13 protein-coding genes are annotated in these 12,465 nt (G+C 66.7%); 4 read left to right on the top strand and 9 right to left on the bottom strand.

The window, feature by feature from the left end:
• The first annotated feature begins 111 nt into the window (after window positions 1–111).
• Entirely contained in the window at window positions 112–1,275 is a 1,164-nt protein-coding gene (gene argE, locus G0Q01_RS09735) for an acetylornithine deacetylase (RefSeq protein ID WP_164191272.1), read from the top strand.
• A gap of 76 nt (window positions 1,276–1,351) precedes the next feature.
• Here the strand turns inward: argE and G0Q01_RS09730 are convergent, their stop codons facing one another.
• Both G0Q01_RS09730 and ribA read right to left on the bottom strand, forming a co-directional pair.
• Entirely contained in the window at window positions 1,352–1,858 is a 507-nt protein-coding gene (locus G0Q01_RS09730) for a L,D-transpeptidase (protein ID WP_164213319.1), read from the bottom strand.
• Between the two features lie 32 nt (window positions 1,859–1,890).
• A complete protein-coding gene (gene ribA, locus G0Q01_RS09725; RefSeq protein ID WP_164191268.1) occupies window positions 1,891–2,982 on the bottom strand; it encodes a GTP cyclohydrolase II in 1,092 nt (363 codons plus the stop codon).
• Between the two features lie 211 nt (window positions 2,983–3,193).
• On the opposite strand from ribA, the gene G0Q01_RS09720 reads away from it, so the two are divergent.
• Complete coding sequence (locus G0Q01_RS09720; RefSeq protein ID WP_095880623.1) at window positions 3,194–3,880, top strand: response regulator transcription factor; 687 nt, start codon at window positions 3,194–3,196, stop codon at window positions 3,878–3,880.
• A gap of 547 nt (window positions 3,881–4,427) precedes the next feature.
• A complete protein-coding gene (locus tag G0Q01_RS09715) occupies window positions 4,428–5,216 on the top strand; it encodes a hypothetical protein (RefSeq protein ID WP_235940006.1) in 789 nt (262 codons plus the stop codon).
• Window positions 5,217–5,325: 109 nt separating this feature from the next.
• Here the strand turns inward: G0Q01_RS09715 and pnp are convergent, their stop codons facing one another.
• The 3 genes from pnp to G0Q01_RS09700 all read right to left on the bottom strand — a co-directional run bounded on the left by pnp (window position 5,326) and on the right by G0Q01_RS09700 (window position 8,690).
• Window positions 5,326–7,467 (bottom strand): polyribonucleotide nucleotidyltransferase, encoded by a 2,142-nt coding sequence (gene pnp / locus G0Q01_RS09710; RefSeq protein ID WP_108966906.1) that lies wholly within the window; start codon window positions 7,465–7,467, stop codon window positions 5,326–5,328.
• 275 nt (window positions 7,468–7,742) lie between these two features.
• Complete coding sequence (gene rpsO, locus G0Q01_RS09705) at window positions 7,743–8,012, bottom strand: 30S ribosomal protein S15 (protein ID WP_108966908.1); 270 nt, start codon at window positions 8,010–8,012, stop codon at window positions 7,743–7,745.
• Between the two features lie 153 nt (window positions 8,013–8,165).
• Window positions 8,166–8,690, bottom strand: coding sequence for a DUF1643 domain-containing protein (locus G0Q01_RS09700; RefSeq protein ID WP_164213315.1), 525 nt, complete (start codon window positions 8,688–8,690; stop codon window positions 8,166–8,168).
• A gap of 101 nt (window positions 8,691–8,791) precedes the next feature.
• Between G0Q01_RS09700 and G0Q01_RS09695 the strand changes: the two genes are divergently transcribed.
• Window positions 8,792–9,763, top strand: a complete 972-nt coding sequence (locus G0Q01_RS09695) for a threonine/serine dehydratase (protein ID WP_164191254.1) — start codon at window positions 8,792–8,794, stop codon at window positions 9,761–9,763.
• Window positions 9,764–9,861: 98 nt separating this feature from the next.
• On the opposite strand, the gene G0Q01_RS09690 is transcribed toward G0Q01_RS09695, so the two are convergent.
• The 4 genes from G0Q01_RS09690 to G0Q01_RS09675 form a co-directional block, all read right to left on the bottom strand.
• Complete coding sequence (locus tag G0Q01_RS09690; protein ID WP_164191250.1) at window positions 9,862–10,050, bottom strand: Trm112 family protein; 189 nt, start codon at window positions 10,048–10,050, stop codon at window positions 9,862–9,864.
• Window positions 10,047–10,691, bottom strand: coding sequence for an LON peptidase substrate-binding domain-containing protein (locus G0Q01_RS09685; protein ID WP_108967780.1), 645 nt, complete (start codon window positions 10,689–10,691; stop codon window positions 10,047–10,049). Before G0Q01_RS09685 ends, G0Q01_RS09690 begins: the two co-directional genes overlap by 4 nt.
• Window positions 10,692–10,718: 27 nt before the next feature.
• The gene (locus tag G0Q01_RS09680; protein WP_108966916.1) at window positions 10,719–11,630 is read right to left on the bottom strand and encodes a co-chaperone YbbN; all 912 of its coding nucleotides are present in this window, start codon (window positions 11,628–11,630) and stop codon (window positions 10,719–10,721) included.
• 93 nt (window positions 11,631–11,723) lie between these two features.
• Window positions 11,724–12,455: an endonuclease/exonuclease/phosphatase family protein gene (locus G0Q01_RS09675; protein ID WP_235940002.1), complete on the bottom strand. Its 732-nt coding sequence runs from the start codon at window positions 12,453–12,455 to the stop codon at window positions 11,724–11,726.
• Window positions 12,456–12,465 lie beyond the last annotated feature (10 nt).

Genomic DNA, 12,465 nt, shown 5'->3' with positions numbered 1-12,465 from the left:
CTCTGCGTCCCCTGAAACGCCCCCGGTACACACAAGGGATCGGGCGCCTTCTCCCTCTTCGCGGGTCGCAAGAGGTTTGACCGGGCGTCCGTCCCTGCTAAGCCTTCGGTCATGAGCCATCTTCTGCCCGCCACCGAGGAGCACCTGAAGCACCTCATCGCCTGCCCGACCGTCTCGAGCGAGAGCAATCTCGCGATGATGGCCATGATGGGTGATCACCTCGAGCACCTCGGCGCAAAGGTCGAGCTCTTCCGCGACGCGACCGGCACCAAGGCCAATATGTTCGCCACGCTCGGCCCGGACATCCCCGGCGGCGTGGTGCTCTCGGGGCATTCCGATGTGGTGCCGGTGACCGATCAGGACTGGAGCAGCGACCCCTTCACCTTGACCCTGCGCGACGATCACCTCTACGGCCGTGGCACCTGCGACATGAAGGGCTTCATCGCCGCCGCGCTGGCCTTGGCCGAGCCGGTCTCGAAGATGACGCTGCGCCGCCCGCTGCATCTTTGCTTCACCCATGACGAGGAGGTCGGCTGCCTCGGCGCCCGCGCATTGGTGCCCGAGCTGCAGCGCCGCGGCCACGCGCCGCGCATGGCGATCATCGGCGAGCCCACCGGCATGCGGCTGATCGAGGGGCACAAGGGCTGCTGCGAATACACCACGCGGTTCTCGGGGCTCGAGGGCCATGGCTCCGCCCCCGACCGCGGCGTGAACGCGGTGCTCTACGCGCTGCGCTATACCCAGCGGCTGATGGAGATGGCCGAGGCGCTGAAGGCCCGCGCGCCGCACGGCAGCCGCTTCGATCCGCCTTGGACCACGGTGAACGTCGGCCGCCTCGCCGGCGGTGTCGCGCATAACGTCATTCCCGGCAAGGCCGAGGTCGATTGGGAAATGCGCCCGGTGCAGCCCGGCGACGCCGAGTTCGTCAACGAGGCGCTGGCCCATTGCATCGAGCATGAACTGCTGCCCGCCATGCGCGCCGTGCACCCCGACGCCGAGATCACCACCGAGGTGATCGGCGAGGTCGCCGGGCTGATCCCGATGGAGGACAACGCGGCGCGCGATCTGATCTCCCGCCTCACCGGCAGCAATTCCGCCGACGTGGTGCCCTTCGGCACCGAGGCCGGCCTGTTCCAGCAGATGGGCCTGTCCGTGGTGGTCTGCGGCCCCGGAGAGATCGCCCAGGCCCACAAGCCCGACGAATTCGTCACCCGCGGCCAGCTGGCGCAATGCCTCGGCCTGCTCGAAGGCATCGCCCACAGCCTCGTGGCCTGAGAGGACCCGCGGCCGCTTTCTTCGCCAGCACAAGATTTCCCATGGCGGCACGGGGTGTGCCCCCGCTGCTGCCGCCTCAGCCCGCGCGCCAGCCGTCCAGCGGCTCGGGCACCACGAGCCGCGTGCCCGGCAATATCCGCCCGGCAATCTCCCGCAGATCGCCCGGCGCGAAACCGACGCAGCCTGCCGTCGGATAGCCCGGCCGCCGCCACTGGTGCAGGAAGATCGCCGAACCGCGGCCCGGCTCGGCCTCGGGCCAGTTCCAGTCGGTGATCAGCACGAGATCGTAGAGCGGATCGGCCCGTCGCAGGGTTTCGTGGCTGGGTGCGAAAGGTGCCTGCACCAGCTGGTTATAGGCCGGCGAGCCACTGTCGTCGCACCAGAGATCGCGCAGCCGGATCGGCTCTGCCCAGAAAGCGGGCCGCGCCATGCGGTCGGGCCGGTAGAGCATGGCGACCACGCGGTGGACGCCGACCGGCGTCGCCCCGTCGCCCTCACGCTTGCAGGCCCGCACGCCGCCGCGCCCGATAACGCAGGGCCACGTCCGCCCCGCGAAACGCAGACCGGCGCGGGTCAGCACCAGGTCATTCGCCCCCACACGCACGCCCGCGCCGCTCACAGCAGGTGCCCCGATTTCTCGGCCTTGGTGGCAAGATAGCGTTCGTTGTAGGTGTTCAGCCCCACCTTCAGCGGCACGCGCTCGGCGACGGTGATGCCGCAGCGCTCCATCATCGCCATCTTGTTGGGGTTGTTGGTCAGCAGCCGCACCGCGCCGAAGCCCATCTTGCGCAGGATCTCCGCGCCGAGGCGGAAGTCGCGCTCGTCATCCTCGAAGCCCAGCCGATGGTTCGCCTCGACCGTGTCGAAGCCCTGATCCTGCAGCGCGTAGGCGCGCATCTTGTTGGCCAGCCCGATGCCCCGCCCTTCTTGGTTGAGGTAGAGCAAGACGCCTGCCCCTTCCTCGCCCATCTGCGCCAGCGCCGCATTGAGCTGCGGTCCGCAGTCGCATTTCAGCGAGCCCAGCAGGTCGCCGGTGAAACAGGCGGAATGAAGTCGCGAGAGTACCGGCTTGGAACGGTCCGGGCGGCCGATCTCGATGGCGTAATGCTCGTCTGAGCCATCCTCGGGCCGGAAGATGTGCAGCCGGGCGTTCTGCGCCGCGCGCAGCGGCACCTTGGCCGAGACCACGTGATCGAGCCGCGCCAGCGTCAGCATGTAGGGGCCTGCCGGGTCGGCCTCGACGACGGTCAGCATCTCGCCCTGCGCAAAGCCTTCGGGGTCCGCAAGCGGCAGGATCAGGGCGGCGGGCAGCAGCCGCGCCGATTTCACGAGGGTGATCGCCAGCCGGTGCAGCCCGGTGTCGCCGCCCCGGCGGGTGGCGAGCGGGCCCTTCATCGGCTTGGCCAAGTCATCCGCCGGATCGGCGATCGATTGCACCCAGTCGAGCCCCGCATCGCCTTGAAGGATCACCCGCGCCAGATCGCCGTCATAGGCCCGCGCCTTCAGCGTTTCGGCCCGGCGCGCGGTAATGGTCAGGTCAAGCTCTCCCGGCAGCGCCCGCAGCACCGCCAACCGCGCCGCCGAAACTGTCTCGGCCGCGATCACCAGCGCGCCGCCGGCCCGCGCCTTCAGCACCACCGGCACCCCCATGCGCAGGTCGGCGCGGGCACGGGCGAGCAATTCTCCGAGATCGGGCGCGAGGGACATGGGCGTCTTCCTGTCTGGGCCGCGGCGAGCGTGGCGGATGGTACACCCGGGCCAGCCGGCCCGGGAAGGCGCTGAAACAAAGCAGCTTCATTGCTGTAACAAAAGCCATCCCGCAACACGAGAGCGTGAGAACCCTGCAGCAAAACTTGTTTGTTCCCCCTTACGCTTACATGTGACCCAGCAAGACAGAGACGGCACGACGGAGAGGCAAATGGCCCAGATCAAGAACATCCTTCTGGTGGACGACGACGACGACCTGCGCGAAGCGCTGGCCGAGCAGCTGGTCATGACCGAGGATTTCGAGGTGTTCGAGGCCGAGACCGGCGCTGCCGCCATGGCGCGGGTGAAGGAACAGGTCTACGACCTGCTGATCCTCGACGTCGGCCTGCCCGACACGGACGGCCGCGAGCTGTGCAAGCTGATGCGCAAGCAGGGGGTCAAGTCGCCCATCCTCATGCTCACCGGCCATGACACGGATGCCGACACCATCCTCGGCCTCGACGCTGGTGCAAACGACTATGTCACCAAGCCTTTCAAATTCCCGGTGCTGCTGGCCCGCATCCGCGCGCAGCTGCGCCAGCATGAGCAGTCCGAGGATGCGGTCTTCACCGTCGGCCCCTACACCTTCAAGCCGTCGATGAAGCTGCTGGTGACCGAGGACGACCGTAAGATCCGGCTGACCGAGAAAGAAACGAACATCCTCAAGTTCCTCTACCGTTCGACCGAAGGCGTGGTGCCGCGCGAGATTCTGCTGCACGAAGTCTGGGGTTACAACGCCGGTGTGACGACGCACACGCTCGAGACCCACATCTATCGACTGCGGCAGAAAATCGAACCCGATCCCTCGAACGCACGTATTTTGGTCACAGAATCCGGGGGTTATCGGCTTGTTGCCTGACGAATCGGCGGAAATGTCACGTCATAGCGGTTTTCCGCCAATCTTCGTCTGCTCGCCCATTGGTTGACACTGTACTTGGTGATACTCTGACCTAGCCTTTCGGATAGGACTCCTCCCGTCGGTCAGGTCCCTCAACAGTTCCCGTGGCATGTGCGGGTCATCACATGCACCTCCCTGTTGGACTGGGCCGGGCCACGCGCCCGGCCTCTTTTTTGCAACGTCTCCGGCTTTTCGAAACCTGTCCGGCTCCGGGATGGTCGACAGACCGCACATGTAAGCCCAGCGTGTTCCAGCCCAAAGCTCAGCCCGCCAGCTGCCTGCGCCTCGGACCCCGAACCCTGCGGAGTCCGAAGCGCATCCCAGCCATTGTCGTGCAAATTCCGTGAGTGGCGTCACGACGGCTTGCCCTTTCGATCTGCGTCGAAAATCGTTAAAAAAGTGCGAACGAGGGTGAGATTCCCCCGCCACGCATGGTGAATCCCCCCGCAGCTTGCCGTTGACGCACCAGATGATAGAAGCCCGGCGCTCTGGCCGGAAAGGACTCAGTTTGACCGACACGCCCCGACGTCTCGAACATCCGAACATGAACGCGCAGCTCCTGCATTGGTGGATGCGCGACTACGATCATGTCTTCGTGGTGCTCAACCCCTTCTTCCGCGTGCCCGGCTTTACGCCGGAAACCACCGCCTGGGGTCCGCTTCGCAGTGAAGCGACGACACCGCAGGAACTCGAGGCGCTGCTCGAGAGCCTTGGCGGGCCGCAGCCCGACCAAGCCCCCGAGGCCTTCGATGAGATCATCAAGACCACCGGCCAGCCGGTGCGCTGGGACATGATCGCCCAGGCGCTTGGTGTCAGCGACTTCCGACATTTCGCACGCATGGTCTGGCTCTGGGTGATCGGGGCCGAGCCGCCGGATCTCGATGCCACGCTTGTCTCACGGATCGCGCGGCACTGCCGTCACGAAGGGCTCTACAAGCCGGAGGAGGACTGGCTGCCGCTGGTCCTCGAGCCAATGCTTGTGCCCTATTTCGAGGCGCTCCGCCTCGACGAGGTCACCCTCTGGGACGAGACCCGCACCTCCTCGCTGGACTGCCCGGTCGAGGCGTTGCACCGGGACGAGCCGCCGGTGGCCCTGATGGATGCGCCGATTTCGGCGATCTCGGCGCCCGGGCTGCTGCTGAGCTGGTCGCAGGACCAGGTGACCGGCCTACTGGCCCTTACCGAGGAGATGCGCCAGAAAGTCGACCCTGCGCGTCACCTCGAAGGCTTCTGGGCCGGAGCGGGCACCTCGTCTCTGGTGCTGGATCAGCCTCGGGCCCCTGCCCTGCTGCACTGAAGCCAGACGCGGGCGCAGCGCGCGCAGCGGCGAGTGTCCCCCCAACAGAAAACGCCCCGACCGAAAGGCCGGGGCGTTTGTGCATTTCAGCGAGGGCCGAGGCCGCGGATCACTCCGCGGTCTCTTCCTTCTTGTCCGCTGCCAGCTCTTCGCCGGTTTCTTGGTCGACCATCTTCATGGCGAGGCGCACCTTGCCGCGATCGTCGAAGCCGAGCAGCTTCACGTAGACTTCCTGGCCTTCCTTCAGCACATCCGACGGATGGTTCAGGCGGCGGTTCTCGATCTGGCTGACGTGCACGAGGCCGTCGCGCTTGCCGAAGAAGTTCACGAAGGCGCCGAAATCGACGATCTTCACGACCTTGCCCTTGTAGACGGCGCCCTCTTCCGGCTCTGCCACGATCGAGTAGATCATGTCGTAGGCCTTCTGGATGGCTTCGCCGTTGGCCGAGGCGATCTTGATCACGCCATCGTCGTTGATGTCGACCTTGGCGCCCGACACTTCGACGATCTCGCGGATCACCTTGCCGCCCGAGCCGATCACTTCACGGATCTTGTCGGTCGGGATCTGCATGGTCTCGATGCGCGGGGCGTGGACCGAGAAGTCGCCGGCTTCGGTGAGGGCCTTGGCCATCTCGCCGAGGATGTGCATCCGGCCGTCCTTGGCCTGTGCCAGCGCCTGCTTCATGATCTCGGGGGTGATGCCCGCGACCTTGATGTCCATCTGCAGCGAGGTGATGCCGTTCTCGGTGCCTGCGACCTTGAAGTCCATGTCGCCGAGGTGGTCCTCGTCGCCGAGGATGTCGGTCAGCACCGCATACTCACCGTCGTCTTCCAGCACGAGGCCCATGGCCACACCGGCCACCGGTGCCTTCAGCGGAACGCCTGCATCCATCATCGACAGCGAGCCGCCGCAGACGGAGGCCATCGAGGACGACCCGTTGGATTCGGTGATCTCGGACACCACGCGGATGGTGTAGGGGAAGTCGGTCGGTGCAGGCAGCACGGCCTGCAGCGCGCGCCATGCCAGCTTGCCGTGGCCGATTTCGCGGCGACCCGGCGAGCCAACGCGGCCCACTTCACCCACCGAGTACGGCGGGAAGTTGTAGTGCAGCAGGAAGTTGCTGCGGAAGTTGCCGTGCAGGGCGTCGATGATCTGCTCGTCGTCGCCGGTGCCGAGCGTGGTCACGACCAGCGCCTGGGTCTCACCGCGGGTGAACAGCGACGAGCCGTGGGTGCGCGGCAGAACCGAGGTTTCCGATACGATCGGACGAACCTGGTCGAGCGCGCGGCCGTCGATGCGACGCTTGTTCTTCACCACGTCCGAGCGCAGCACGACCGACTCGAGCTTCTTGATCGCCGAACCGAGGTTCGCGTCTTCGAGCTGCTCTTCGCTCAGCTGTGCCTTGATCTCTTCCTTGGCGGCCGACACGGCGGCGACGCGCGCCTGCTTGTCGGTGATCGCGTAGGCGGCCTTCATCTTGGCTTCGCCCAGACCCTTCACCACTTCGAAAAGCTCCGAGTAGTCGGGCGCCTGGAAGTCGAAAGGCTCTTTCGCGGCGGATTCGGCCAGATCGATGATCAGGTCGATGACGGGCTGGATCTGCGCGTGCGCAAAGGTCACGGCGCCCAGCATCTCGTCTTCGGTCAGCTCGTAGGCTTCCGATTCCACCATCATCACGGCGTCCTTGGTGCCGGCGACGACGAGGTCGAGACGCTGATCGGGGTTGTTGCGCAGACCCTGCATGTCGTCGACGGTCGGGTTCAGCACGTATTCGCCATCGGTGTAACCGACGCGGCAGCCGGCGATCGGACCCATGAAGGGCACGCCCGAGATGGTCAGCGCGGCCGAGGCGGCGATCATCGCCACGACGTCGGGGTCGTTGACCAGATCGTGCGACAGCACGGTGCACATCACCAGCACTTCATGCTTGAAGCCGGGGACGAAGAGCGGACGGATCGGACGGTCGATCAGGCGTGCGGTCAGCGTCTCTTTCTCGGTCGGACGCGCCTCGCGCTTGAAGAAGCCACCGGGCACCTTGCCCGCGGCATAGTATTTTTCCTGGTAGTGGACGGTCAGCGGGAAGAAATCCTGGCCCGGCTTCGGTTCCTTCGCGAAGGTCACGTTGGCCATGACCGAGGTCTCGCCGAGCGTGGCGATGACGGTGCCGTCTGCCTGACGGGCAACCTTGCCGGTCTCGAGGGTGAGGGTTTCCTCGCCCCACTGCATGGATTTCGTCGTTACGTTGAACATGTAGCGTATCCTGTAAGGGAGCACTCCCGGCCCTCCGGGTCTCCCGTTCCTATGGTGGCCCCATTGCCACCGCTCCCTATCCTCTTGCATGTGCCCGGGAGCCAAAGGCGTCACGTCTCAGATGGGGCGCGCATACAGGAGAATCCGCCTTTTGGGAAGTGATAAGCGCGGCGCGCCCTCGGACAGGCCGGGGACCGCCCCCAGGGCGCAAGGCCCGAAACGCAAAACGCCCGCTCCAGAGGAGCGGGCGCTGCGACTTCCGTATCCTGCGCGGATCAGCGGCGGATGCCGAGGCGCTGGATGAGGTCGGTGTAACGTGCCTCTTCCTTGCCCTTCAGATAGTCCAGCAGCTTGCGGCGCTGAGCCACGAGCTTCAGAAGGCCACGACGCGAGTGGTTGTCCTTCTTGTGGGTCTTGAAGTGCTCGGTCAGGGTCGTGATGCGGCTGGTGAGGATGGCAACCTGGACTTCGGGCGAACCGGTGTCGCCTTCCTTGGTTGCAAATTCCTTCATCAGGCGGTTCTTTTCTTCAACGGTGATCGACATCGGGGTCTCCTTGAAGGTTTGAGGGATGGCACAAGCCGGGATGTCGTCCAGCAGGGCCCTTGGAGCGCTCCGGCCCGCATGGCCGGATGCGCGCATATAGGGCGATTCAGGTGCGAAGGGAAGCCCGAAGTTCCCCGGCGCGGCCAATCGGGGTCATCCGGCGGCCGATCCAGCCTGCCGATGCCAGAGCCGCGGCTGCTGGCTGTAGGCCACATAGAGCGGATGCCGCGGGTGCCCGTCCCTCGTCAGACCCAGCACATGCACGGCGCCAATGAGCTGCGCCGCGATCTGCGGCCCGCGTCCCATATGTGCACCGTGCATCCCCCAGCCGGCCAGCGTCATCCCCGCCTCGGCGTGCCAGCGCAGCAAAAGCGCGTCATTCTCCGGCCCCACCGGGGTCTCGGCGCGGCGCAATTCGGCCGGGGTCGGCGCGCGGAAGGCGAAGATATTGGCGATGCGCATGCCGCCGAAGCCCATCGCCTGCGCCCGCCGCTGGCAGCGGTCTATGGTGGGATCGTTGCGCCGCTCGTCGGCCTTGGCAGGGTTGAGCATGACCCAGAGCAGCACGGGCCCCGGCGTCTCGCGCCAGAGCCGTTCCAACCCGTATCGATAGGTCCCGCAGGGCGAGTAGAGCGCCCGCGAGCGTGTGCCGTTGTCCTCGTGGCGCCGTTCGATCATGGCGTTACTCTCACCAGCGGAGGCACCGCCTGGCAAGCCCGTTGACTTGCCCCCCGGGCCGGCACAGGGTCTGCCCGAGACCGACAACCCGAGGATATCCCATGGACATCACCCGCATCGAAGCCGCCGCCGGGCGGCTGCAAGGCCACGCCCGCCGCACGCCGCTGCTCTCTTCGCCCTTCCTCGACGAGATCGCCGGGCGCCGCGTGCTGGTGAAGGCCGAGTGCCTGCAGCACACCGGCAGTTTCAAGTTCCGCGGCGCCTGGTCGGCGCTCTCCGCGCTCGATCCCGAGGTGCGGGCCAAGGGGGTGATCGCCTTCTCCTCGGGCAACCACGCGCAGGGCATCGCGGCGGCGGCAAAGGGCTTCGGGGTGCCCGCAGTGATCATCATGCCCGCCGACGCCCCCGCCGCGAAAGTCGCCGGCACCCGGGGGCTCGGCGCGGAGGTGGTTCCTTATGACCGCGAGAAGGAAGACCGCGACGCGCTCGGCGCCCGTCTGGCGGCGGAGCGCGGCCTCACGCTGGTCAAACCCTTCGACGAGCCCGAGGTGATCGCGGGGCAAGGCACCTGCGGGCTGGAGATCGCCGAGCAGGCTGCCCAAGAGGGGGTGACCGAAGCCGATGTGCTCGTCTGCTGCGGCGGTGGCGGGCTGACCTCGGGCATCGCGCTGGCGCTCGAGGCCAAAGCCCCCGGCCTGCGCGCACGCCCCGCCGAACCCGACGGGTTTGACGACGTCAAACGCTCGCTGGCGGCGGGCACAATCCAGCGCAACGCGGCCATGGGCGGCAATATCTGTGACGCCATCGTCACGCCGCAGCCGGGCAACCTCACCTTCCCCATCATGCAGCGGCTCTGCGGGCCGGGACTGGCCGTCTCCGAGGAAGAGGCGCTCAAGGCCATGCAACTCGCGGCCCGCCATCTCAGGATCATCGCCGAGCCCGGCGGCGCGGTGGCCCTGGCCGCGGCGCTCTTCCGCGCCAGCGAGATCGAGGGCGAGGCGGTGATCTGCACCGTCTCCGGCGGCAACGTGGATGCGGCGATCCTCGCCCGCGCGCTCGCGCTCGACATCTGAGACAGGAAAAGGCGCGGTCCCCTTTGGACCGCGCCTTGTTCTTTCAGCCGGGAATATTCCGTGGAGCGCGAGGGGCGCGCCCCCTCGCTTTTCTGCGCTCAGCTGTCGAGCCGCCGGGCCTCGTCGATCAGCATCACCGGGATGCCCTCACGGATCGGGAAGGCGAGCCCCGCGCCCCTGCTGACAAGCTCCTGACGCCCGGCATCGTAGTCGAGCACGGCATGGGTCACCGGGCAGACCAGCGCCTCGAGCATGCGGCGGTCAAAGGTGAATGTCTCTTCGCTCATTGAATCAGGTCCTCTTCTCCGCCGCGCAGGGCAAACTCGATCAGTGTCACCAGCGTCTCGCGGCGCGACTCCAGGCGCGGGGCCTCCAGCAACGCCTGCTTCTCTTCGGGCGCGAAATCCAGCAGCATCGAGAGCGAGTTGATCAGCAGCTCGTCCTCGGCATCCTTCAGCGTGTCCCAGTCGGCGGAGAGGCCGCGCGCCTCGAAATACCGGTCTAGAAGCCGCAGGAAGGCGCCGCGGTCGAAGCTGTCGTCGTGGTCGGCATGCGACGTGAGATCATGTTCGAACCCCTCCCATGAGACCTTGCAGCGACGGTAGGGGGTGAAGCCGTCGACTTCCTCCATCACCCGGAAGCGCGACAGGCCCGACAGCGTGATCATGTAGCGCCCGTCCTCGGTCTCGGAGAACTGGGTGATGCGCCCGGCGCAGCCGATGCGCTGCAACGAGGGCCGCTCGTCAGAGCCGTTCGCCGCAGGCTGGACCATGCCGATGAGCCGCGCGTCGGTCTTCAGCGCGTCGTCGAGCATCGCCAGATAGCGCGGCTCGAAGATGTGCAGCGGAAGGCGCGACCGCGGCAGCAGCAGGGCTCCGGGCAGCGGAAAGACCGGGATCATTCCGGGAAGGTCGGTTCGTCTCACCATGACCTGCGAGCTAGGGCGCATCGGCGATCAGGCAAATATCATAGAGGTGAGTTTGCGACGTCCGTTGAGCACAACCGGATCGTTCGGCTTGAGCGCCTCGAAGATGGTGAAGAGCTGGGTCTTGGCAGCCCCGTCGTTCCACTCGCGGTCGCGGCGGAAGAGATCGAGAAGCTGGGTCACCGCTTCTTCGGTCTGGCCATGCGCGTAGAGCGCCTGCGCGAGATCGAAGCGCGCCTGCAGGTCCGCCGGGTCCGCTTCGACCTTGGCGGTCAGCTCGGCGACGGGGCCGGCGTTGCTCGCCTGCTTGGCAAGCTCGATCTTGGCGTGTGCCGCTTCCAGCTCGGGGGCCTTGGAAATTTCCACCGGTGCGCCGTTCAGCACCGCCTCGGCCTGCTCGATCTCGCCAAGCGCGAGATAGCACGCCACCATGCCCGCGAAGGCCTTGGCGTTCTTCGGATCCTCTTCGAGCACCGCTGCGAAGACCTGTGCCGCATCGGCTGCGGCGCCCTGCTCGAGCATTTCCTCGGCAGTGGCCACGGCCTCGTCGAGCCCGCCCGAGGCGTCACCGCCCGAGGCCTGCACGACCCGGTCGATGAAGGCCTTAAGCTCGGAGGCCGGAAGCGCGCCCTGAAAGCCGTCGATCGGCTGGCCCTTGTAGAAGGCATAGACCGTCGGGATCGACTGGATGCGCAGCTGACCGGCGATCATCTGCGCTTCGTCGACGTTGACCTTGGCCATCTTGACGGCGCCGCGCGCCTCGGTCACCGCGGCCTCGAGAGCCGGGCCGAGCTGCTTGCAGGGGCCGCACCACGGCGCCCAGAAGTCGACGATGACCGGCACCTCCTGCGAGGCGTCGACCACCTCGGCCATGAAGTCAGCTTCGCTGACGTCCTTGATGAGATCGCCCTTGGGGGCCTCGGTCTTGCCCAGTTCCAGCATATGATCCTCCGCTGCGGCGGTTAGCTTGGAGTGTTACATGGCGCAGGACATGGCGTGATGCAAGACCGCCTCCCGACACTGGCCGCGATGGGATCAGCCGCGGCGCGAGAGCTGCGCCCAGATCGGCAGGTGATCCGAGGCGCGCCGCGCCGCGCCGCCCTCCTCGACCCCTGCATCGTCGAGCGCCAGGGCGCTGCCGTAGGCGATGCCGTCCAGCGCCACGAAGGGCCGCGAGGCGTGGTAGCTTCGGCCCGGCAGGGTAAGGGTGAAATCGCGCTCCCAAGGCTCGTAGCCGCGCACGTCGGACCACTCGTTGAAATCGCCGAAGATCGCCGCCTCGGCGCGTAGCTCACCGAGTTGGTCGCGGATCTCGGACATCTGCTTGAGCCGGTAGCGGCGCAGCAGTCCGAGGTGCGCGCCCACGACGTTCACCCCCTCGACCCGAGCCATGACCGCGCCGCGCGGCTCCAGCCCCGGCAGATCGAAGCGCCGGATGTCGGTTACCTCAAGCCCCTTTCGGACGAAAATGGCATTGCCGTGCCAGCCGAGGCTGACGTCGTTGCGGGCGAGGTTCACGACCTCGTAGTCGGTTTCCTGCGCGATCAGGAAACGCGGGATGGCCGCGGGGCGCGGGCCGAGCCGCAGGTCGGCCTCCTGCAGCACCACCACGTCGGCGCCGATGTGGTTGAGCACCTGCAGGATCCGGGCCGGATCGCGGCGGCGGTCGATGCCCATTGCCTTGCGGATATTGTAGCTGGCGACCTTCAGCACGGTTTTCGCGGCGGTAGTCGCGGCAGGCTTGGGAGAGGCGGACAGGGGCGACATGGCGGACACC

It is taken from the genome of Salipiger sp. PrR007, from assembly GCF_010499845.1.
In the GTDB taxonomy this organism is placed as follows: Bacteria; Pseudomonadota; Alphaproteobacteria; order Rhodobacterales; family Rhodobacteraceae; genus Salipiger; species Salipiger pacificus_A.
Note: the sequence above shows the minus strand (reverse complement) of the source record. Positions and strands in the feature narration are given on the sequence as shown.